At 37.5% G+C, this 23,264-nt stretch carries 24 protein-coding genes and 1 pseudogene; 11 read left to right on the top strand and 14 right to left on the bottom strand.

The genetic code is table 11. The features are described from left to right. Both A2003_RS05085 and gloB read right to left on the bottom strand, forming a co-directional pair. Positions 1-175, bottom strand: a 175-nt coding sequence (locus A2003_RS05085; RefSeq protein ID WP_286686907.1) for a hypothetical protein, incomplete at its 3' end; no start/stop codon positions are given. 296 nt (positions 176-471) lie between these two features. Next, positions 472-1,203, bottom strand: a complete 732-nt coding sequence (gloB, locus tag A2003_RS05080) for a hydroxyacylglutathione hydrolase (protein ID WP_151738640.1) — start codon at positions 1,201-1,203, stop codon at positions 472-474. 369 nt (positions 1,204-1,572) lie between these two features. Here gloB and A2003_RS05075 point away from each other — a divergent pair, with 369 nt between their 5' ends. Next, a complete protein-coding gene (locus A2003_RS05075; RefSeq protein WP_286686895.1) occupies positions 1,573-2,559 on the top strand; it encodes a hypothetical protein in 987 nt (328 codons plus the stop codon). Further along, complete coding sequence (locus A2003_RS05070) at positions 2,553-3,422, top strand: arginase family protein (RefSeq protein WP_286686894.1); 870 nt, start codon at positions 2,553-2,555, stop codon at positions 3,420-3,422. The genes A2003_RS05075 and A2003_RS05070 overlap by 7 nt, the downstream gene beginning before the upstream one ends. A 56-nt stretch (positions 3,423-3,478) precedes the next feature. Here the strand turns inward: A2003_RS05070 and A2003_RS05065 are convergent, their stop codons facing one another. From A2003_RS05065 to A2003_RS05025, 9 genes are all read right to left on the bottom strand, one after another. Then, positions 3,479-4,174 carry a methionine ABC transporter permease gene (locus A2003_RS05065; protein WP_004912277.1) on the bottom strand — a complete coding sequence of 232 codons (696 nt, stop codon included), beginning with the start codon at positions 4,172-4,174 and terminating at the stop codon, positions 3,479-3,481. Next, a complete protein-coding gene (locus A2003_RS05060) occupies positions 4,171-5,196 on the bottom strand; it encodes a methionine ABC transporter ATP-binding protein (RefSeq protein ID WP_004912274.1) in 1,026 nt (341 codons plus the stop codon). Before A2003_RS05060 ends, A2003_RS05065 begins: the two co-directional genes overlap by 4 nt. A 68-nt stretch (positions 5,197-5,264) precedes the next feature. After that, a complete protein-coding gene (locus A2003_RS05055) occupies positions 5,265-6,137 on the bottom strand; it encodes a MetQ/NlpA family ABC transporter substrate-binding protein (protein WP_004955163.1) in 873 nt (290 codons plus the stop codon). Between the two features lie 581 nt (positions 6,138-6,718). Beyond that, positions 6,719-8,005, bottom strand: coding sequence for a phosphoribosylamine--glycine ligase (purD, locus tag A2003_RS05050; RefSeq protein WP_004955161.1), 1,287 nt, complete (start codon positions 8,003-8,005; stop codon positions 6,719-6,721). 105 nt (positions 8,006-8,110) lie between these two features. Continuing rightward, the gene (gene purH / locus A2003_RS05045; RefSeq protein WP_005402339.1) at positions 8,111-9,685 is read right to left on the bottom strand and encodes a bifunctional phosphoribosylaminoimidazolecarboxamide formyltransferase/IMP cyclohydrolase; all 1,575 of its coding nucleotides are present in this window, start codon (positions 9,683-9,685) and stop codon (positions 8,111-8,113) included. An 83-nt stretch (positions 9,686-9,768) separates the two neighbouring features. After that, positions 9,769-10,038: a DNA-binding transcriptional regulator Fis gene (gene fis / locus A2003_RS05040; RefSeq protein ID WP_001086304.1), complete on the bottom strand. Its 270-nt coding sequence runs from the start codon at positions 10,036-10,038 to the stop codon at positions 9,769-9,771. A 375-nt stretch (positions 10,039-10,413) separates the two neighbouring features. Then, complete coding sequence (locus tag A2003_RS05035; RefSeq protein WP_087540420.1) at positions 10,414-11,277, bottom strand: DUF3426 domain-containing protein; 864 nt, start codon at positions 11,275-11,277, stop codon at positions 10,414-10,416. 14 nt (positions 11,278-11,291) lie between these two features. Next, positions 11,292-12,197, bottom strand: coding sequence for a 50S ribosomal protein L11 methyltransferase (prmA, locus tag A2003_RS05030; RefSeq protein ID WP_004962975.1), 906 nt, complete (start codon positions 12,195-12,197; stop codon positions 11,292-11,294). Positions 12,198-12,381: 184 nt separating this feature from the next. Further along, complete coding sequence (locus A2003_RS05025) at positions 12,382-12,756, bottom strand: hypothetical protein (RefSeq protein ID WP_286686893.1); 375 nt, start codon at positions 12,754-12,756, stop codon at positions 12,382-12,384. Between the two features lie 251 nt (positions 12,757-13,007). On the opposite strand from A2003_RS05025, the gene mnmG reads away from it, so the two are divergent. From mnmG to A2003_RS04995, 6 genes and pseudogenes are all read left to right on the top strand, one after another. Then, positions 13,008-14,888, top strand: a complete 1,881-nt coding sequence (mnmG, locus tag A2003_RS05020; RefSeq protein WP_099948890.1) for a tRNA uridine-5-carboxymethylaminomethyl(34) synthesis enzyme MnmG — start codon at positions 13,008-13,010, stop codon at positions 14,886-14,888. Between the two features lie 118 nt (positions 14,889-15,006). Next, positions 15,007-15,339, top strand: coding sequence for a DMT family transporter (locus A2003_RS05015; protein WP_004912243.1), 333 nt, complete (start codon positions 15,007-15,009; stop codon positions 15,337-15,339). A 188-nt stretch (positions 15,340-15,527) separates the two neighbouring features. Further along, positions 15,528-15,809: pseudogene (locus A2003_RS05010) on the top strand (TonB-dependent siderophore receptor); the annotation flags it as partial. Between the two features lie 319 nt (positions 15,810-16,128). Beyond that, entirely contained in the window at positions 16,129-16,323 is a 195-nt protein-coding gene (locus tag A2003_RS05005; RefSeq protein WP_004912232.1) for a hypothetical protein, read from the top strand. A gap of 297 nt (positions 16,324-16,620) precedes the next feature. Then, entirely contained in the window at positions 16,621-17,940 is a 1,320-nt protein-coding gene (locus tag A2003_RS05000; RefSeq protein WP_279684812.1) for an NCS2 family permease, read from the top strand. A gap of 82 nt (positions 17,941-18,022) precedes the next feature. Beyond that, on the top strand, positions 18,023-19,021 hold the full coding sequence (locus A2003_RS04995; protein ID WP_286686892.1) for an adenosine deaminase: 999 nt from the start codon (positions 18,023-18,025) through the stop codon (positions 19,019-19,021). Positions 19,022-19,063: 42 nt separating this feature from the next. Here A2003_RS04995 and A2003_RS04990 read toward each other — a convergent pair whose 3' ends face one another. Beyond that, a complete protein-coding gene (locus A2003_RS04990; RefSeq protein ID WP_004912224.1) occupies positions 19,064-19,618 on the bottom strand; it encodes a cytochrome b in 555 nt (184 codons plus the stop codon). Between the two features lie 212 nt (positions 19,619-19,830). Here A2003_RS04990 and A2003_RS04985 point away from each other — a divergent pair, with 212 nt between their 5' ends. The 3 genes from A2003_RS04985 to rnhB all read left to right on the top strand — a co-directional run bounded on the left by A2003_RS04985 (position 19,831) and on the right by rnhB (position 21,344). Continuing rightward, positions 19,831-20,208 carry a hypothetical protein gene (locus A2003_RS04985; RefSeq protein WP_004962943.1) on the top strand — a complete coding sequence of 126 codons (378 nt, stop codon included), beginning with the start codon at positions 19,831-19,833 and terminating at the stop codon, positions 20,206-20,208. A gap of 139 nt (positions 20,209-20,347) precedes the next feature. Next, positions 20,348-20,716 (top strand): hypothetical protein, encoded by a 369-nt coding sequence (locus tag A2003_RS04980; protein ID WP_005402351.1) that lies wholly within the window; start codon positions 20,348-20,350, stop codon positions 20,714-20,716. 61 nt (positions 20,717-20,777) lie between these two features. Further along, positions 20,778-21,344 (top strand): ribonuclease HII, encoded by a 567-nt coding sequence (gene rnhB, locus A2003_RS04975; RefSeq protein ID WP_004912218.1) that lies wholly within the window; start codon positions 20,778-20,780, stop codon positions 21,342-21,344. An 80-nt stretch (positions 21,345-21,424) separates the two neighbouring features. Here rnhB and csrA read toward each other — a convergent pair whose 3' ends face one another. Both csrA and A2003_RS04965 read right to left on the bottom strand, forming a co-directional pair. Then, entirely contained in the window at positions 21,425-21,688 is a 264-nt protein-coding gene (gene csrA / locus A2003_RS04970; RefSeq protein ID WP_286686891.1) for a carbon storage regulator CsrA, read from the bottom strand. 239 nt (positions 21,689-21,927) lie between these two features. Continuing rightward, the gene (locus A2003_RS04965) at positions 21,928-23,208 is read right to left on the bottom strand and encodes an aspartate kinase (protein WP_004955120.1); all 1,281 of its coding nucleotides are present in this window, start codon (positions 23,206-23,208) and stop codon (positions 21,928-21,930) included. Positions 23,209-23,264 lie beyond the last annotated feature (56 nt).

Below are 23,264 nucleotides of genomic sequence, written 5' to 3'. Positions count from 1 at the left end.
CGAGTTGCATTGCTAAAGCATTTCCAGATAAGTCACCTGTAACCAAGCCGTATTCTTTTTTAAAACTGAAAGTGAACCCGCGATTGTCTGCTAAATTTTTCACCGAATAACCTAATTTTTCTAACCAAATACGGAAAGCCAATAAATTTTTTGCTTTAACAACTCTGTTTTTCATAACCAGTACTCCTTGTGAATCATTATTCATTAATAGGGGTTGATGAATTTTTTTTAAAGGGGGATTGCATATATTTATTTTTCTAGATGTAAATAATGTAAAACTAGAGTAAATTTTTAATACTAATTTTCGAGAATTAAAAAATAAATAATTGTATTATATTGAAAAATTAAAAAATTTAAGTGATATTCGATAAGCTGAAAAGCAATAAATCTGGGAAAATATATGTAAAAAATAATTTCATTTTCCACAATATGGCTAGGTTGGAAAATGAAATTATTGATTAACCTAAAATTTTAAAATTGATCTTTCAGACTACGAATGCGGGCAAACTCTTCAGCATTTTCTGTGCGTAAAAATGGATTAGTTTCTAGCTCAAGTTCTATCGTAGAGGGTAGAGTGATTTGATCTGATTCTCTTAGCATTTTTACTTGCTCGAAACGTTCTTGAAGAGCAATATTATGAGGTTCTATGGTTAACGCAAATTCAGCATTCGAAAGTGTATATTCATGAGTACAATATACTTTTGTCTGAATAGGCAAAGCTGCTAATCTATTCAATGAATGATACATTTGCTCAGCAGTACCTTCAAATAAGCGACCGCATCCCATTGCAAACAAAGTATCTCCACAAAACAAAGAATCTATTTCTTCAATAAAATAAGTGATATGACCTAACGTATGCCCAGGAGTTGCAATCACTTCAATTTTTAAATCATTAAAGAAAAAATGATAATCATGCTGTAAAGGGTTTGAAAGATAGGGAATTTTACTGAGCTCATCACGCGGACCATAAACCAGAATGTTTTGCTCAGCCAACAAGCCTTCTACGCCATTTGTATGATCAGGATGCCAATGCGTCAGCCAAATTTGTTTAAGGTGTAATTGATGTGTTTCACAAAAATCCGTGACTAGTTTCGCTTCTGTTGGATCTACAACAATCACTTCATTTGTACGTGTGTCTTCTAACAACCAAATGTAATTTTTTAGGTTGTTTTTAACATCGATAACGTGGATTTTGTATTGCATAAACTATCCCTAAAACAGTTATTAAAATAACTTTTGTAGATCAATCAGAAAATCATTACTTAACAGTGTAAGTCCAAATTGTGACAAGTGCAAAAGCATGAACAGCTTATCAAGTGACTTATTGACCTTTCACGTCATTATATGACCTATCTAATCTAGGGTTGTATTTAAGGTTGACAAGTGTAGTAAATTGCATGAATATGAGATCAGAAGTCTTTATAAGATCATGATTTTTATGGGGCTTTGACAAAGAACGGAAACTCGATATTTGAATAATAAACTCGAGCTGATATATCTAAATAAATAATTATGAATAAATGAAAGGGATGAAGTGGTGCTTGTGGGATATAAGAAGAATGAGGAGGGATTATGTCTGAATTAGTTGATCATGAAGTTGTCACTATTTTTAAAAAATATTTGCATCCCTTATCAGCAAAACTCACTGAAATGTTGAATGAACATTTCAGCCATCAAACTGAAAGACGGGGATGTGGTTATACACAAGCCACACGGGTAATAGCGGAGTTTGTTTCACAACCACGTGATTTAATTGGCTTTCAAGACTTACGCATTTTTGATGACTACGATACCAAAGCACTAAGAAATATTTTAAATCAATCTTCGTCATATGGTTTGGAGTTATCTACATGGCGCAATTTGGATCAAAATCCACAAGTGATTGAGAGTTTAACTCGTTTGAATCCCCAAGAAACATTTACCCAAAACCTACAACAAGAATATGATTTTCAATCGAAATTAAGAACACTACATCAATATGCAGAGTTAGAAGAAAGTATACTGATATGTCAGTTACTTGCAGATATTATTCTTCCACAAGATTCAACAGTCTTAGATATGATCGAATGTCTTGCGCTGACCGAGAAGCCTAAAGTAGGTTCCTGTCCTATGGCTGAGAAGTTCTTTTTAAGAATTGCACATCATCGACTTCTTAGACAAGGCGAGATAAATATTTTTGTAGATGAACATGATCAACCGATAATGATGGAAAAAATGAATATGGGTGATAATCATTCCTGTATCAGTTTAGTTCCTTTGATCATGAATGGTGTACGGTTACCAGCAGGGAGTCTGTTTTCTGCGCAATATGAGATAGAGAACTTAGAAAAATCAAATAATAAACAATATAAAGGTTATGTGATTCCGATTTCTCAGATGAATGGTTTTTGGTTTTTAAGACTGACGACATTAGCTGTATCTCCTCAAAATCGAGCGCGTGCTTTTGGTTATCATTTCAAGCAACAAGTCGATAATGGGCTATTTAGACCTGATTCAACTGAATTGAGTCAATTGATGGAAATTGCTCGAGATCAGTTATGCGTAGAGCATCCATGCTAAAAGCTTGTTATTCACCTCGATATTACGCAAAGACACATACCAACAGTATGGAGAAGCTTTCAGCTGTGGCGGAGGTCTTGCACCACCAACAAATGGTAGAATTTGTTGATCCTGGAATAATAGATGTTCAGATTTTAAAAAAGTTACACAACCCTCAGTTTGTTGACGCCTTTGTAACAGGTGAAAGTTCTTTCGCAACTATCCAAGGATTTAAACCGTGGAATGAACAATTGCGTGATGCAATTTTGTCAGTACAAGCAGGACAGTTGGTTGCTGCTGAGATCGCTTTTAAAGAGGGTGTGGCAGCCAATATTGCCCAAGGTTTTCATCATGCTAGTTATGAGTCTGGTGCTGCATATTGTACTTTTAATGGCCTAGCATTGGTGGCAAAACAATATCCAGAAAAGCGCATTTTTATTTTGGATTGTGACCAACACGGTGGTGATGGTACTGCCATTTTCACTAACCGCCTGAGTAATCTTGTGAATTTTGGAATTTTTGGGATTCGATTCGGTTGTAAAGCTGGTGAGCGTAGTCTGACGCGCTATATTCATCCAAAAAATGGAAATTTTGATTTATATCGAGAAGCCGTATTTGAGGCATTTCAATACGCTTCTCGTTGGGAAGCAGACTTAATTATTTATCAAGCAGGGATGGATTGCCATCAGCATGATAAGTATGGGTCTAAATGGTTTACGACAGAATTGTTATATGCTCGAGACTATTTGGTTTTTGATATGGCAAAAAAAATGAAAATCCCAATTTTGTTTGTTTTGGCTGGTGGATATCAACAATTAGAGGATTTGGTACCATTACATGTAAATACCTTCAAGGCTGCAAATGAGATTTACTATCCTATGTAAATAAAAAACTCTCAAAATAAACTAAGATCATTTTGAGAGTTTTTTGATGTTTTAACTTATCGAAGTTTAGCTAACCAGTCACCAAAAGACTGAACGAATTGAACTAAAAGCAATAGCACGATCACGGTTAAGATGACCACACTAGTATCAAAGCGTTGATAACCGTATGAAATCGCTAAATCACCAATACCGCCCGCACCAACTGCACCTGCCATCGCCGTTGCGCCAATTAAAGAAATTGTGCCAGTGGTTAAGTTAAGGATAAGGGAGCTACGTGCTTCAGGAATGATAAACTTGAAAATAATTTGCCAAGGCGAAGCTCCCATTGCTTGTGCAGATTCAACAATCCCTTCGTTAACTTCAAGTAAAGATGTTTCGATGAGACGACCTAAATATGGTCCTACATAAATCGTTAGAGGCACAATCGCAGCCCATGTCCCAATTGATGTACCGACTAACAGTTTAGTCAACGGGATAACAGCAATCAGTAATATAATAAAGGGCAAAGAGCGGAGTGCGTTTACGATGGGGTTTATGGCATAGTAAATTGCTTTATTCTGTAAAATACCACCTGTACGCGTAACAACTAAAGTTATGCCTTGAATGAATCCCCAAATGCAGCCGAACAATAAAGCGAAGAAAACCATTTGAAATGTTTCTTGTAATGCTGTAACAAACTGGTCGATTGTTAAAGCACTTTTCCAAAAAGGAGCTGTCACTTCAGTGAGCCACTGTACAATTAAATCTCTCATTGACTGACTCCTGATTGCTCAACTTTTACACCTTGACCCTCAAGAAATTTGATTGCTTCCTGAATGATGAGTTGATCGCCCAAAAGTTGAATAAACATTTGTCCGATTACAGTGCCATTAATTTCAGTCATGTTTGCAAAAAGAATATTTAAGCTGATATCAAATTTTTTAATGACGGCTTGAATAACAGTTTCTTGGGCTGACGTGCCGAGAAATTGCAAGCTATAGATACTATTGTGATTTTGGTGTTCTAAATTATCTAAAATATTAATCGGCAATTGCTGTTGTAAAACAGTTTGAATAAAGGTTTTGGTTGTGGGATGTTGAGGCTGACTGAAAATATCTAAAGTTGGACCAGTTTCAATCACTTTGCCCGCTTCCATGACCGCAACATAATCGCAAACAGATTCAATTACATCCATTTCATGGGTCACCATAACAATCGTAATATTCTGCTCTTTATTAATCTTCTTTAATAATGCTAGCACAGATTTTGTGGTTTGAGGATCTAGAGCGGAAGTTGCCTCATCACAAAGCAGGATTTTAGGATGATTGGCCAGTGCACGTGCAATACCCACGCGTTGCTTTTGACCGCCAGACAACTCATCTGGATATGCATCTTTCTTATGTTTTAGATCAATAAAGTCTAACAGCTCATTCAAACGCTTTTCACGTTCAACTTTGCTATGACCCAGTAATTTTAGCGGCATCTCGATATTTTCAGATACCGTCTTGGTCTGTAATAAATTGAAATGCTGGAAGATCATGCCAATATTTGCACGTTCTTGACGAAGGCTACGGGCATCTAAAGCCGTAAAATCAGTCTGATTGATAATGACTTGACCTTGAGTAGGGCGTTCAAGCAGATTAATCAAACGTATTAGCGTACTTTTCCCCGCACCGCTATACCCAATAATGCCAAATATACTGCCTTCTGGAATCTCTAAATTAATTTGATCCAGAGCGTTGATCGTTTGACCTTTTAGCTGGTAATGCTTTGAAATATTTTTAAATTGGATCATATCGTCAATACTAAGCAAAAATGAAAAAAACAGGCAAAGTGATTTGCCTGTTTCCTATACAGATTATATTACGAATTTGTTTCTGTGAGATAACTAACAGGTTTATTCACGTCAACTTTCGTACCAGCAAAATGTTCTTGAACATATTTTTTCACCGCTTCAGTGTGATAAAGAGTTCCAAGCTTTTGTAATACGGGATCATTTTTTCTTGAATCAGCTACAGCTAAAATGTTGACATTCAGCTTCGTGCTTTGGTCAATTGGTTCATAAAAGATAGAATCTTTTAGAACATTCAAGCCGCCTTCCATTGCAAGGGTATTCCCCAATACAATCGCATCAACTTCATCTTTAACACGTACAGCAGTTGCCATTTGAATTGGTTTAATATCGAGTTTTTTCGTATTTTCGATAATATCGCTTGGTGTGCCTTTTGCTGGATCAAAGTCAGCTTTTAATTTGATCAAACCAGCACTTTGTAATAACAATAACGCACGAGCTTCGTTTGCTGCATCGTTTGGAATCGCGATAGAAGCACCTTCAGCAAACTCTTCGACCTTTTTGACTTTGCTTGAGTAGATGCCCATAGGCTCTAAGTACGTCGTTGAAACTGGTGCAATCTTATCTTGATTTGAAGCATTGAAAGCAACAAGGTAAGCATATGATTGGAATGCATTCACATCAACTTCTTTATTTGCTACAGCTGTATTCATTGCTACATAGTCTGTAAAGTTTTTCACTTCAAGCTTGATACCAGCAGCTTTAGTTTCTGGCAAGGTCGCAATAAAACGCCAAATATCAGCATCTGAACCTGTTGATGCCATTACAACGGTTTGTAATCCACCCGCTTCATTTTTTTGTTCTGCTTTGGTGTCAGGTTGTTTACTGCACGCTGCAAGTAATAACACAGACACACTTAAAAAAAGACTAATTAGCTTTTTCATGTGTAAATCCTAATCGGAATAATGCTTAGTAAATAATCCGCTAATGCATTACTTAAGAGCTATAGGGTTCTTGTTACAAAGAGGTGAGTCGGTTCAAAATTTAGTGTTATGAACAGGCGACTGATCGAATTATTTGCAACAACAGAAAATTAAGAACGTTGATCTTAAGAATTTGACTTAAGCACATTAGTTCAATAATTTTCATATCAAATCGAGATTAGCTGATACTTTTCGAGTTAAATTTCATATTCTTATTCATATATAAAAAAATATGCATATAACTAAAAGTACTCGCCGAAAATTTTGGCAATCATAACAATAATTTGGGTTCTGTTATAGTGTTCTATTTTCTACTTATGGGTATAAATATATGATTATTAGAAAAATAGTTTAATTTTGGTAAAAGTAAATAAATGATACTTTTATAGTTTTTTCTAATGGTGGAAATGTCAGATTTTATTGAATTAGTGATATATATTTTTCTGAATTTAATATTTAAATAATGAATAAGGAAATGATTTTTATGCTCATTAAAGAATAAAAAAGCCTTCCGAAGAAGGCTTTTGTTAATTAACCAAAGCTTATTCTGCTTTTTCACGTGCAATTGCGCGATAACCAATATCACTACGATACTGCATACCTGTAAATGTCACTTGACCACATACTTCTAGTGCATTGATTTGAGCTTCTAGAACGGTGTCTCCAAGCGCAGTCACGCAAAGCACGCGACCGCCTGCAGTAATCACATGACCATCTTCAGTCGTTGCAGTACCTGCATGGAAAATTTTTGTATCTTCTGGAGATTGACCAATACCTGATATCACATCACCTTTGCGTACAGTTTCAGGATATCCTTCAGCTGCAAGTACAATGCCGATTGATTTGCGATCATCCCATTCGGCTTCACTTGGCAAGTTACCAGCAATACCAGCTTCTACTAAATCAACTAAAGATGATTTTAAACGCATCATGATCGGTTGAGTTTCAGGATCACCAAAACGACAGTTAAACTCGATCACACGTGGTTGACCTTGTTCATCAATCATTAAACCAGCATACAAGAAACCAGTATAAACATGACCATCTGCTGCCATACCATCAACAGTAGGACGCATAACTTCGTTCATTACGCGTTCAAATACTTCCGGTGTAACAACTGGAGCAGGAGAGTACGCACCCATACCACCCGTATTTGGACCTTGGTCACCTTCAAAAATACGCTTATGGTCTTGTGAAGTTGCCATCGGTAAAATGTTTTTACCGTCGATCATGCAAATGAAGCTTGCTTCTTCACCTTCGAGGAATTGTTCAATCACAACACGTGATCCAGCATCACCGAATTTGTTGCCCGCTAACATATCATCAATGGCATCAAATGCTTCTTGGTTTGTCATCGCAACGATAACGCCTTTACCAGCGGCTAAACCATCAGCTTTAATTACAATAGGGGCGCCATTCTGCTCGACATAAGCCTTAGCAGCATCCACTTCAGTAAATACATCATAAAAAGCAGTTGGAATGTTATGACGTTTTAAGAAATGTTTAGCGAATGCTTTTGAACCTTCAAGCTGAGCTGCGTATTGAGTTGGACCCCAAATTTTTAGACCAGCTTCGCGTGCTGCATCCACAACACCGTTTACTAATGGAGCTTCAGGTCCTACGATCACTAAAGCAACATCATTTGCTTTGGCAAAAGCAATAATTGCTGGATTATCTAAAATATCAAGTTCAACGTTTTCACATTTGTCTTCAGTTGCAGTACCAGCATTGCCTGGCGCAACAAAAACTTTAGTCACTTGTGCATCTTGTGCGATTTTCCATGCAAGTGCATGTTCACGGCCACCGCTACCCAAAACTAAAATATTCATTATTAATTTATTTCCTTTTTAAGTATCTCAAGTACATCCACTAAAAATAGAAAATTCCCCCTTGAGATGCAACTAAAACATCGCAAGAGGGATTTTTTAAATCTATTAGTGACGGAAGTGGCGCATACCAGTGAAGACCATTGCAATACCAGCTTCATCTGCTGCAGCAATCGTTTCTTCGTCGCGCATAGAACCGCCTGGTTGGATGATACATTTGATACCTGCTTTTGCAGCGTTATCAATACCATCACGGAATGGGAAGAATGCATCTGATGCCATAACTGCACCTTCGACCACTAAACCAGCATGTTCAGCTTTGATCGCAGCAATACGAGCAGAGTTCACGCGGCTCATTTGACCTGCACCTACACCAATGGTTTGACGGTTTTTGGCATAAACAATTGCGTTTGATTTCACATATTTTGCAACTTTCCAAGCAAAAATCATGTCATCAATTTCTTGTTCAGTTGGCGCTCGTTTAGTCACAACTTTAAGATCATCTTTAGTGATCATGCCTAAGTCTTGATCTTGAACTAACAAACCACCATTGACACGTTTATAATCAAGTTGCGGCGCACGTGCATCAATCGCTGGAAGCTCACCGCAAACCATGACACGGACATTTTTCTTCGCACCAGTGACTTCAAGTACACCTTCTGCAATGCTTGGAGCAATAATCACTTCAACAAACTGACGATCAACAATCGCTTGAGCAGTCTCTACATCTAATTCACGGTTAAATGCGATGATGCCACCGAATGCTGATTCTGGATCTGTAGCATATGCAAGATCATAAGCTGCCTTAATGCCATCTAAAGAAACAGCAACACCACATGGGTTTGCATGTTTAACGATGACACAAGCTGGTTTTGCAAATGATTTTACACATTCAAGTGCAGCATCAGTATCAGCGATGTTGTTATAAGAAAGTTCTTTACCTTGTAATTGCTTTGCAGTTGAAACTGATGCTTCTTTAGCATTTGCTTCAACATAGAACGCTGCATTTTGGTGTGGATTTTCACCATAACGTAAATCTTGTGCTTTATTTAACTGCGTATTGAACGTGCGAGGGAATAAATCTGCTTCACCCTCAGCTTTACCAACACGTGCTCCTAAATAAGATGCGATCATGCCATCATATTGAGCAGTATGTTCAAATGCTTTAACTGCTAAATCAAAACGAGTCTCGTAAGAAAGAGCTCCATTTGTCTTTAACTCTGCTATTACAGCATCATAGTCAGATGCATTCACAATGATACCAACTGAGGCATGGTTTTTCGCAGCGGCGCGAACCATAGTTGGACCGCCGATATCGATATTTTCAATCGCATCTGCAAGAGAGCAGTTTGGTTTTGCAACTGTAGCTGCAAATGGATAAAGGTTTACAATCACCAAATCAATCGGATCGATGTTGTGTTCTTGCATTACAGCTTCGTCCAGACCACGACGAGCTAAAATACCACCATGAATTTTAGGATGTAGTGTTTTTACACGACCATCCATCATTTCAGGGAAACCTGTATGCTCAGAAACTTCTACGACAGCGATGTTGTTGTCTTTCAGCAACTTATAAGTACCGCCAGTAGATAAGATCTCTACCCCTAGAGCAGCAAGGTTTTGAGCGAATTCAACGATTCCAGTTTTGTCGGAAACAGAGATTAAAGCACGTTTGATAGTCATGATTTTGGTCAACAGTTTGAAGTCTACAGATTAAAACAATTAAGCATAAAAAAATGCCCACGAGAACGTGAGCATTTTATCAATTATTCACTCATTAAACCGTGAGCTTTTAACTTTTTACGCAAAGTACCACGGTTAAGGCCTAAAATCTCGGCAGCACGAGTTTGATTGCCACGAGTATATTCTAAGACCACAGATAAAAGAGGTTTCTCCATTTCTGCTAAAACCATGTCATATACTTGAGATGGTTGCTCACCTTGCAACTGTGCAAAATAATGACGAACTGCGCGATCTACATGGATGCGAAGAGCGACATCAGATTGAGCCGTAAAAATAGGAGATTTGCTATTCATGCGTGTTAATCCGAAAAATCAAATATCACTTGGGTAAAGTGATATATAAATGTGGTCTAAATTACTGAGCCCTGTTTTAGATCCTAAAACAGTGACTCTAAAACAAAAGGACTATTAGCTTGCCACAAATCCTCGAATTGTGTAAAAAATAAGCGTAACAATAGTTAAATATTTGTTACAGCCTACTTTCAAAAACAAAAAAACCAACAATGCGCTTATAGTATTAAAGCACAGTTCGTTTAACGATTTTATTGTTTATAAATAACGAGGAGTAAGTAGGTCAAAGCATTCGTGGCGCGTATCATACCACTGTCTGCGAAAAAGTGAGCAAATTAACTGCACTTTTTTTTATTTTTTTGTCACTTTTTTATGCTTTTAGGGCTGTACAATTTCTAAACTATAGTTGTCGAAGCTATTTTTACTTTGTTCAACGGTAAATTCGAATTTAAATGGGCTGTTTGAAGGGATGCGTTGAATCGGTTTTAGACTGTCTACTAAATAGTCTTGGGGTTTGAGTGTGATATCCGTAACGGTCTTACCTTTGTCTTTAAGGATGAGTCTAATCGAAGGAATCAAGACACTATCTTTATGATGATTGATCAGCACACCCGAAAACATTGTTTCGTTTTTACTGTAGCGTTTAACTTTAACTTTCTCAAAACTTAGATATTTGTATTGTTCATCTAGTGTTTTGCAAGTCAAAACACCACATGCATAGTTAAAGATACGGTTTAAAGCAGGGCTTTCATGCATAAGCTTTGGGTTAAACCATAAGATTTGAAAAGCGAAAACCAAAATGAGGACAATATTACCGATCCCCCAAAGACTGTAATATAGCCACCCGTGTTGTTTCGATGTTGGTTCATGATCAACCAATAAAGCATCTTCGGATAAATTTAAATTTGGTAAAGCCGTGACAGGCTCAGTATTAAAATAATTTAAATTGTTTAGATAGGTCAAAAGATCGATATTTGAGTTTTCAATTTTTTGATCGAAAATACTTAAAATTTGCATTTGCTTTTCAGCAAAGCTGCTATCAGGTTGAATAGAGGAGAATAGCGAACGATTGGTTTGTGTAGGAATCGTTTCGTTTGTCTCTGTATTTAAAAGATTGGTCAGAGCATTAAAGTTAATAACGCACTTAGGACAACAAACCATGCCCTGAGCAACACTGAGTTGTGAAGGGGTCACTTTATACACGGTTGAGCATTTAGGGCAGCGGGTTTGTTTTTCACTCATGAGGAACAATATTCTCAAATTGTTGTTTTGCGTTTTCCTGAAATGCGACACCAGTTCTCTTCGCGCTTTTCGATCTCTAATATATCAAAAAACTCAGAGTAAACACTAGAAACATCAGCAACTTGCTCTTCGATTACACCAGCAAGTGCGAACTCTCCCTCATTTTTAATTAAAGTTGAGAATTCAGGCGCTAAAGCCATTAGAGGTGCAGCTAGAATATTTGCAACTAGTATGTCCGATTGTTGACCTTTAAACTCGTTATTGAATTCTTCTGGTAAGCCAACGTACAGACGCTCAAGTACACCATTCAACTCTGCATTTTGTTTTGTTGCTAGAACAGCCTGTGGATCAATGTCTGTGGCATATACTTTTTTAGCACCTAATAGAAGGGCAGCAACACCCAAGATGCCTGACCCACAGCCGTAATCGATCACGATTTTATCTTTTACATCAGTCTTACCTAGCCATTGTAAGCATAGGAATGTACTGGCATGGTTACCTGTACCGAATGCTAAGCCTGGATCAAGTTTAATGTTGGTTGCATCTGCTTCAGGTGGCTCTAACCATTCTGGTACGATCCAATATTTTTCACCAATTTGAATTGGTTCGTAATAATCCATCCATGCGCGTTCCCAAACTTGGTTTTCTAAATACTCATGGCGCATTGGAACATCAGGGAGTTGTGCTTTTAAAAAAGCTTCTAAAGTATCAACATCAATTGGAGCATCTTCTTCTTGTTGATAAATGCCCGTTACAATGACTTTATTCCAAAGAGGGGTTTCACCTGGTAATGGCTCAAGCAGTGCTTGATCTTCGGCATCATCTAGCGTAACGCTGACAGCACCCAAAGAAAGGAGCAAAGTTTCAGTTAGTTCAACTTGTTTTTGATCGACAGTAATATGAATTTGTAGCCAGTTCACAGGAAAACCTAAGTTAATGTATTTTGGTTATTGTAATAGATTCAGACCATACAGAGGGATTATAAAATAGACTGATTACAATTTTAAGATGTTTTTTCAAACATAATTCTTTTGATATAGCCTGAACAAAAAATAAGGATGCTGAACAGCATCCTTATATAACTATATATAGGTGTCCAATTTCTTATGGAGCTGTTTGTTCAATATGTGGAGCTGATTGTTCCATTGGAGGAGGTGTTATTTCCATAGGCTGAACAGGCGCACTCACTGGTCGAGGCTCTGATTGTGTTTCTGAAATCTTAGTTTGAGTTTCAGGCGTTGCATTATTTGCAGGCATTGGAGGTTGGAATGCTAATTTACCAGCTTCATTTGGCTCACATGTACCATTAAAGACAACACCTTTGTAGGCAAATGAAATCATATCACCTTGTTTTTTGCCCTTACATACTTGTTGATACTTTTGAGTTTGTGCATCAACTGTGGTTTTTGCGTTGGTTTGTGCTGTTACAGCAAAACACAGGCTACAAATAAGCGTCGAAAATAAAAGCTTAGTGTTCATATCATTTTCCTAAAGTATTTGTTATGCACTAATAATGATAAGAATTTTTTGAATCGGAACAGTGGATATCAGGTTAATAGTTATAAGTCCATGTGTTAACAATGCATGAAAAGTGCAACATTAAGTTTTATTTTGTATATATTTAAATCAAGCTAAGCAGATAGGGATTACAAGAATATTGACGGATTTTGTCAACTTAATAGAAAACTTCTGTATAATACTCTGTCATTTTTTAAATACACATTACCACTATGCACTATCCTAAAGTTTACGACGTTATCGTAATTGGTGGCGGTCACGCTGGTACGGAAGCTGCGCTTGCGGCGGCTCGTATGGGAAGACAAACATTATTGTTGACGCATAATATTGAGACTTTGGGGCAGATGAGCTGTAACCCAGCGATTGGTGGTATTGGTAAATCGCACTTAGTTCGTGAGATAGATGCGCTTGGCGGTGCAATGGCGCTTGCTGCTGATAAGGGCGGTATTCAATTCCGTATTTTAAACTCGCGCAAAGGTGCTGCTGTGCGTGCGACGCGTGCTCAAGCAGACCGTGTCCGTTATAAAGCTGCCATTCGTCATACTTTAGAAAACCAAGCGAACTTGGATATTTTCCAACAAGCTGCTGATGATTTAATTGTTGAAGGCGATACCGTTAAAGGTGTTGTGACCCAAATGGGTATTCGTTTTGATACCAAAACCGTTGTACTCACCACGGGTACTTTCTTAGGGGGTGTCATTCATATCGGGTTGCAAAATTCGAGCGGTGGTCGTGCAGGTGATCCTCCTTCGATTGCTTTGGCGCATCGTTTACGTGAGTTAAAACTTCCAGTAGGTCGTTTAAAAACGGGTACACCACCGCGTATTGACGCGCGTACCGTTGATTTCTCTGTGATGACACCACAACCAGGTGATTTCCCATCTCCAGTGATGTCATTTATGGGTGATGTATCGATGCACCCTGAACAAGTGAACTGCTACATCACTCATACCAGTGAAAAAACACATGAAATTATTCGTGGTGGTTTAGATCGTTCACCTATGTATACAGGTGTGATTGAAGGGGTTGGTCCTCGTTACTGTCCTTCGATTGAAGATAAAATTCATCGTTTTGCTGATAAAGATTCGCATCAGGTATTTCTAGAGCCTGAAGGTTTAGATACGCATGAGCTTTATCCAAATGGCATCTCAACTTCATTGCCATTTGACGTTCAGTTCAATCTAGTGCGTTCGATTCGCGGTATGGAAAATGCTCATATCTTGCGTCCAGGTTATGCAATTGAATATGACTATTTCAACCCGCAAGCATTGAAATTTACGCTTGAAACTAAAGCAATTCAAAACTTGTATTTTGCTGGTCAGATTAATGGTACCACTGGTTATGAAGAAGCAGGTGCTCAAGGTTTACTTGCTGGTTTGAATGCAGCACGTCGTGCTTGGGAACAAGAAGAGTGGACACCAAAACGTGATCAAGCATATATGGGCGTACTTGTAGATGACCTGATTACATTAGGGACTAAAGAACCATATCGCATGTTTACCTCACGTGCAGAATATCGTTTGATGCTTCGTGAAGATAATGCAGATCAACGTTTAACTCCAATTGGTCGTGAACTTGGTTTGGTTGATGACGAACGTTGGGCTGCATATAGCGAAAAAATGGAAGCTGTTGAACGCGAGACATCACGTTTACAACACTTATGGGCAGCACCGAATAACCCGATGGGTAAAAAGTTTGTTGAAATGACTGGTGCGGACCTAAGCAAAGAGTGCAGCGCGATTGATTTATTGAAACGTCCAAATATTAATTTTGGTCAAATTGCTGAACTTACAGGCTCAGAGGTTTCTGAACAGGTCGGTGAGCAAATTGAAATTGCTGTGAAATATGAAGGTTATATCAACCGTCAACATGATGATGTTGCTCAGATGAAACGCCTTGAAGAAACGAAGATTCCAGCTGACTTTGAATATGATGGTGTTTCAGGTTTATCTCGCGAGATCACTCAAAAGCTTAAAACAGTTCGCCCTGAAACTTTAGCGCAAGCAAGCCGTATCCCAGGTGTCACTCCTGCAGCAGTTCAGTTGGTGATGATTACGATTCGTAAAAATAATATGGCGAAGAAATCTGCTTAAATATTATTAATAGATTCTTGATCTTAGAACTAGAAAACACCCTTTTTATTAAAGGGTGTTTTTTTATGATTGAATTAATAGATGTGAAATGTTTGTTTGGATAGAGCAGGTGTGGTAAGTGAAAAGTTGGATATTTTTATTTGTAGCGATCACAGCAGAAGTGATTGCGACATCTGCACTGAAAAGTAGCGAAGGATTTACAAAGCCATTTGCTTCGATCATTGTGATTTTAGGTTACATCATTGCATTTTATTGCTTATCTTTGACCCTGAAAACAATTCCAGTTGGTATTGCTTATGCGATATGGTCTGGGGTAGGAATTGTATTGATCACGACCTTTGCTTGGTTTTTCTATGATCAAAAATTGGATCTATGGGGAATTATCGGCATAGCATTAATTATGTGTGGTGTGTTGATTCTAAACCTTTTATCAAAATCTAGTCCGCATTGATTTATTTCCGAATAATAATTAAAACCGAACGAAGCGTTCGGTTTTAATTTAATGTTTAATCATTTTTATAAAGTAACTTCGATACCTAGACGCAGATTTTTCCTATCAAATTGAGTATTTGTATCAATTTCCGCATAAGCTTTTGGCAATAAACGACGAGCTAATTTATTGACCCTGTTTTCCATCCATCAGGAAATTTGTTTATTCGATATTTGCCGACAGATCAAATCTATACTGAGCTAGGTGCTACATATGTGGGTGATGCAAAAGTTTATCCAAATGGTAATCTCAATAGTACATCCACTGATTTAAAAGGTTTTACACGACTTGATGCTGCGATTGGTTATAGTGCAAATCCTTGGAATATTACGCTTGCCGTGAATAATTTAACCAACAAAGAATATTGGCGTTCGGACTCTATGCCTGGAACACCACGTAACTTCTTAGTAAGAGTTAACTATCAGTTCTAAAAGCGATTTTTAGCAATATCAAATAGTACCTTTAAGCGATAAAGGTACTATTTAAGCTTAATTTATTACTGATTTAATAAATATTAATTAATCAATTGGTAAAATATTAAAATTATCTAATTGAATTTATGCAAAAGTTGTTGATTAAAATACTTTATTATTCTAATATTTAAGTGTGTAAAAAATGTTCAAATTCAGCTTTTATCGGAAAAAATTATTGTGACATTACATTTGTTTTTGATTTAAAAGTGTTAATTGATATACATTTTTGTACACATTTGTTAGTATTTAAGAAAAGCATACATTAGAGATAATAATAATGAAGATAGTACTTTCAATACTTATTCTCTGTTCTGTTTTTATTTTGGGTTATGCGGTTTATGTTGATTCGCAGAACAAAAAAAGACAAGAGCTGATGAAGATTGTGAACGATGCAGAACATAGCCTAAATTCGATTCAACACAATCCAAATTATGTGAAGCATTCTCGATTAGCGACCTACCGAAGCGAATAATTAAGTTCTCAGGTAAAATGTCACAGGATTTAGCTTTTTTTATCGGGTTGTGTCCAAGTTTTTATTAGAATCTGTTAAAATATTTACCATTAAATAAAAAAGCTGCATCTTGTTATGCGGCTTTTTACATTTTGAAATCGGAACCAAATTTATACATCTCCTCTGTATAGCAAGCGTGAAACTGGCATGTAGATTGCTTTTAGCCTTGTATACCATTTTGTGTACATTCAAAAAATTATTTGAAACACAAGCGTATAGATTTCATATTCTACGATCTTAGATTTTAACAGGTGCTATATGACAACGCCTAATGCTTCAGTTGGACTGTTAGAACGCTTATTTAAATTAAGTGATAACAAAACCAACTTTAGAACAGAAGTTCTAGCAGGTGTAACCACATTTTTGACCATGTGTTACATCATCATTGTAAATCCACTCATTCTATCTGAAACCGGAATGGATCATGGTGCTGTGTTTGTTGCAACCTGTTTGGCTGCTGCAATCGGGTGTTTGGTCATGGGGATTGTGGCGAATTATCCGATCGCACTCGCACCAGGTATGGGTTTAAATGCATATTTTACGTATTCTGTGTGTTTGGGCATGGAGGTGCCTTGGCAAACTGCTTTAGCAGCGGTATTTGTCTCAGGTCTTGTTTTCCTTGCTATAAGTTTCTTTAAAATTCGTGAGGCAATCGTCAATGCGATTCCGATGTCTTTAAAGTTTGCGATTGGTGGGGGAATAGGTCTTTTCCTTGCATTGATTGCGCTTAAAAATGCAGGAATTATTGTAGATAATCCAGCGACATTGGTTGGATTGGGTGATATTAAACAGCCAACAGTATTGTTAGCATTATTCGGATTTTTAATGATTGTTGTTTTGCATCAATTAAAAGTTCGAGGTGCAATCATCATCAGTATTTTAGTTGTCACTGCAATAGCGACTGTTTTGGGTTTGAATGAATTCAAAGGTGTCGTAGGACATATCCCATCAATCGCACCTACTTTTATGCAAATGGATTTTGAAGGTCTATTTACTGCAAGTATGGTCGGGGTTATTTTTGTATTCTTTATCGTTGACTTGTTTGACAGTACCGGGACTTTGGTTGGTGTTTCACATCGTGCTGGATTGCTTCAAGATGGTAAATTACCACGCTTAAAGAAAGCCCTATTTGCTGACTCAACTGCAATTGTAGCGGGAGCTGCATTAGGTACATCATCTACCACCCCGTATATTGAATCAGCTTCAGGTGTAGCAGCTGGTGGTCGCACAGGTTTAACTGCGGTTGTGGTTGCTTTACTTTTCATCGGCTGCTTATTCTTGGCTCCTTTGGCACAATCCGTACCAGGTTTTGCAACTGCACCAGCACTATTATTTATCGGTGTGTTAATGATTCAAGGAATTACGCACATTGATTGGGATGATATTACTGAAGCTGTACCAGCTTTTTTAACGATCGTATTTATGCCATTTACCTATTCAATTGCCGATGGTATTGCAATGGGTTTCATTAGTTATGCATTGGTTAAGCTGTTTACAGGTAAGGCAAAAACAGTACCTTATATGGTGTGGATTATTGCTGCACTTTGGGTATTTAAATTTGTTGCGTTTGGTGGCTAAGCCACTTAAAACTAAGTGATAAAACCTTTAAAGGGTGTACCGTGTTAGGCAGCACCCTTTTTTATTTAGACGTGGAGTTTATATGGATCAAATCGAGCTGATTCGTGCTTTGCCCAAAGCCGAATTACATGTGCATATTGAAGGGACATTTGAGCCAGAGTTGATGTTCGCTATTGCACAGCGTAATCAGATTCAGATTCCTTATCAATCTGTTGAAGAAGTGAAACAGGCTTATAACTTTCATAACCTTCAATCTTTTTTAGATATTTATTATGCTGGCGCCAATGTGTTAGTGCATGAGCAGGACTTCTACGATTTGGCTTGGGCATACTTTGAAAAATGCGCAGAAGATCGAGTGGTACATACAGAAATGTTCTTTGATCCACAAACACACACTGAGCGTGGTGTTAAGTTTGTTACCGTTTTAAATGGTTTAAAGCGTGCATGCACCGATGCAAAAGAAAAGTTGGGTATCAGCTCTCAATTGATTATGTGTTTCTTACGCCATTTAAGTGAAGAAAAAGCGTTTGAAATGTTAGAACAAGCCTTGCCATTCAAAGATGATATTATTGCCATAGGTTTGGATTCAAGTGAAGTTGGACACCCACCATCAAAATTTGAACGTGTTTTTGCCAAAGCACGAGAAGCTGGTTTCTTGATCGTCGCACATGCTGGAGAAGAAGGTCCTCCTGAATATATATGGGAAGCTTTAGATTTACTTAAGGTGAATCGTATTGATCATGGTGTTCGTTCAGAAGAAGACGAGCAACTGATGACGCGCCTGATTGCAGAGAAAATGCCCTTAACAGTGTGCCCGTTAAGTAACTTAAAGCTCTGTGTCGTGAAAGATATGGCTGAGCATAACATTCGTCGTTTGCTGCAAAAAGGTGTACATGTCACTGTAAACTCGGATGATCCTTCATATTTCGGTGGATATATGAATGATAACTTTATTGCGATTCAACAAGCTTTGAATCTATCAAATGAGGAATTAAAGCAGCTTGCGATTAACTCTTTTGAAGCTTCATTTATTTCTGATGATGATAAGCAGAAATGGATTACCGAAATTAGAAAAATCTAATGCATAAAAAAACCGCGATAAGCGGTTTTTTTATATCAATTTTTATTTGGGTTGTCTTAGCATGCTGAGCAATACATTATCTTTGTCGATGAGATGATGTTTAATCGCTGCGAGAATATGACCTGCAATAAGTAAGCCCGCAAACCACGATATATAAATGTGTAGGGGTTTAACGATTGCTAATAAATCTGGATTGTCTTGAACTAGACGGGGGATTTCAAATAAGTATAAAACAGGGGCAGGGTGACCAGCGCTCCAACTGAATAAACAGCCTGTAATTGGTAGAGCTAGTAACATTAAATATAATAGAAAATGACCAATATGTGCCAAGGTTTTCATCATTGGTGACATGGTATTTGGTAGTTGTGGAGCTGGATGGGTATAACGCCAAAAAATTCTTATAACGACTAAAAAGATAATGGTTGTTGCAATATTCTTATGAAGTGTAATAACAGTGCCTTTAAACGTTCCATCAACTTCATAACTTAAAAAATTTCCACTGTAAAATCCAATAAGCCATGCAACGATAAAAATAACGGCCATGAGCCAATGTAATACTTGTGCTGTGCGAGTGTAGTACTGTGCTGAGGTTGACATCGCAACATCCTAGCTGTGATATGATTTTGTAGATTTTAAATAGCGTTATTTATTCCTCATACGGTGTATATGTAACAGAGCGTCTTGTCCTTGCAACGATTATTAATCGAAACGATATGTTTAAATATGTAATAAGTCTGCACGGTCAATTGCTTAATAAAATGCTTTGTGCAAAATACGACTGCAATTAAGTCGCTATAAGGTTAAAAGTTGTGAAAAAATTATTGTTGGCTCTGCCAGTATTATTTGTTTTAAATGGATGTGTTGCGCCAAATACAAATACTTCTACAACACCATCTACATCTCAACAGTTAGGTGTAACGGCATTAAAGGTTGCGGTTAATGCTAAATGTATGAGTGAAATCAATACATTACCTGCATGGAAAACAGCAACACGTTTGATGACCACTGAACAGCGTGAAAATATTCAGATTGATGTTTGTGGGTGTGTAAGTGAAAAAGCGCCCAATAGTGTAACGACTTTGGAGTTGGCTACAGCTGCAATTGATCCAACTGCAAGAGCAACGATCGTGAATCAAGTGGTTGCTGAAACTGTTAATGCCTGCGTGTCTGAAGCATTAAAGAAATAGAAATAAAAGTAAGAAATTAGACAAAGCTGGATGATTTTCAGCTTTGTTTCTTAGAAGATATTCTTATAATTTCAAATCATTTTTAGTTTCTTAGAGTGCTAGATTAATCATGATATTATTCAACTAAAATGATAGTTACATGTATAAGAATAAATTTGTTTTGGCAATTTCAATGGTCTTTGCTTTGGCGGCTTGTAGTACTGTGCAAAGTGGTGAGCAAAGTAATTTAAAATTAGGAACATCTGCAATTCAGTTTGCTGCACAGACCAAGTGTAATCATGATATTGATGATTTTGCAGCTTGGAAAATTGCAAGTAAATTAATGACAAAGACCCAGAAGAAAGAGAAGAAAACCCAAATTTGTAAATGCGTTGGCAAAAATGCACCAACTGTTTTATCACCTTCAGAATTGGCACTTGCTGCAGTGGATTCTAAAGCGCGAACAACTTTAACAGGTGTAGCAGTAGCTAAAACTATGAATGCTTGCGTATCAGAAGTGGTAAAATAGTTCTGTATTCAATTGACTTTGATTGGCTGCTAAAATGCAGCCAATTTTTTGCGAGTAAATTATGTTTGTTGCTGGTGTAGATGAAGCAGGGCGCGGTCCTCTAGTGGGTTCAGTTGTTGCAGCTGCGGTGATCCTAGATCCTAATAATCCAATCGAAGGATTAAATGATTCTAAGAAATTAACTGAAAAGAAACGCGAAAAGTTGTTTATAGAGATTAAAGAAAAGGCATTAGCTTGGTCAATTGCTGAAGCTACACATACTGAAATTGATGAAATGAATATTCTGCAAGCCACATTTCTTGCAATGCGCCGTGCGGTCGAAAATTTAAAAACCACGCCACACAAAGTAATTGTAGATGGTAATCAAATTCCAAAAGGGATTGAGATTGCATGTGAAGCAATTGTGGGAGGTGATGCGACTCATGCTGAGATTAGTGCAGCCAGTATTTTAGCTAAAGTTACACGTGATCATCAAATGAAGACCTTAGATGAATTATATCCTGATTATGGGTTTGCAAAGCACAAAGGTTATCCTACAAAAGCGCATTTTGAAGCTATTGCAGCACACGGCGTAATTGATCAACATCGTCGTAGTTACGCACCTGTAAAAAAAGCTTTAGGTTTATAATTTCTTATAAATTGAGGTTTTAAATAAAATTAAAGCGACCATCTTGTGTCGCTTTAATTATGTGGGAAGAATTCTGAAAATTAACGATTAAAGTTATTATGTCGCGGAAAATCGTTATTATCTTCTTCATACGAAAGTTGATAATCCTGATCAAGATGTTGTAAATGTTCATGCATGGCACGTTCATGTTGGATACGTTGGTAAATTTCCTCACGATGCACAGAAACTTCTTTTGGAGCATTAACACCAATACGCACCTGATTGCCTTTTACGCCAAGCACAGTAACACTGACTTGATCCCCAATCATTAATGTTTCTCCGACACGACGGGTCAGAATCAGCATGTTTATCTCCTTGCTAAACGCTTAAACTTGCGACAGGGAATTCATTGTTCGAAAGCACAGCCTTAATATACAGAAAATTCCAACAGAAATATGTAAAAAACATTATTTTTCGTACGTTCTGTTAAGAATCACTGAAAAACCTCAAAGGTTAATATAACAGAGCCACTGTAGTAAAAACTATAGTGGCTCTGTTTTTTTTGCTATTTACTTGAAAGTAAATATGTTTAACAAGCTATTAATTAAGCACGTGCACTGCTTTCGCCGTGTTCACGATCTAGACCAAAAGCTGTGTGTAAACAACGTACGGCAAGTTCTAAATAGTTTTCTTCGATAAGTACAGAAATTTTGATTTCTGATGTTGAAATCATCAAAATATTAATGCTTTCATCAGCTAATGCAGTAAACATTTTGCTTGCAACACCTGCATGTGAACGCATACCCACACCTACGATTGATACTTTAACGATATCATCACGAGTAACAACTTCACATCCTTCAATGCTGCTTGCTGTTTGCTCTAAAATCGCCTTAGCTTTTGCTAAATCATTGCGATTTACAGTGAATGTGAAATCAGTTGTACCATCTTCTTCAACGTTTTGGATAATCATATCCACTTCGATGTTGGCATTGCTGATAGGTGACAAGATTTTAGATGCAATACCTGGTTCATCAGGAACACCTAAGATCGTTAATTTTGCTTCGTCACGGTTAAATGCAATACCTGCGATGATTGGTTGTTCCATATCGTCTTCAGCCTCAGTCGTAATTAGTGTGCCTACATTTTGTTTGAATTCTTCATCGAATGCGCCGTCATCGTCATTATCAAAACTTGATAATACACGCAATGGAACTTGATATTTACCTGCGAATTCAACAGAGCGAATTTGTAAAACTTTTGAACCCAACGATGCCATTTCTAGCATTTCTTCAAAAGAAATACGATCAACCTTTTTCGCTTTAGGTGCGACACGTGGATCAGTTGTATAAACACCATCAACATCAGTGTAAATCTGACATTCATCAGCTTTTAATGCAGCTGCAATTGCAACACCAGAGGTATCAGAACCACCACGACCTAAAGTTGTGGTATTTCCTTCGGCATCAAAGCCTTGGAAACCTGCAACAACGAGAACACGACCTGCATCTAAATCTTTGGTCATGACATCAGTATCAATAGATTCAATACGCGCTTTGGTAAAAGCACTGTCCGTTTTGATACCAACTTGACGACCAGTATATGACTTAGCTTCTACACCAATTGAATTCAGTGCCATAGCTAACATGGAAATCGTTACTTGTTCACCCGTTGACACCATTTGATCTAATTCACGTGGGTCAGGGGTGTTGGTAATGGCTTTTGCAAGCGCAAGTAAGCGGTTCGTTTCACCACTCATTGCAGACACAACAACGACCACTTTGTGACCGTGATCATGCCAGCGCTTGACACGACGAGCAACATTTAAAATGCGCTCAGGAGTACCCATAGAAGTACCGCCATATTTTTGAACGATTAATGCCATAGTTGTTCCATATAAGCCATGACCCTGAGAGGCATCAGGGTCAGTTACACAAAAGT

The organism is Acinetobacter sp. GWC1_38_13, from assembly GCF_001767535.1.
GTDB lineage: Bacteria > Pseudomonadota > Gammaproteobacteria > Pseudomonadales > Moraxellaceae > Acinetobacter > Acinetobacter junii.
The sequence above is the reverse complement of the archived record's forward strand: the minus strand, read 5'-3'. Positions and strand labels throughout refer to the sequence as shown.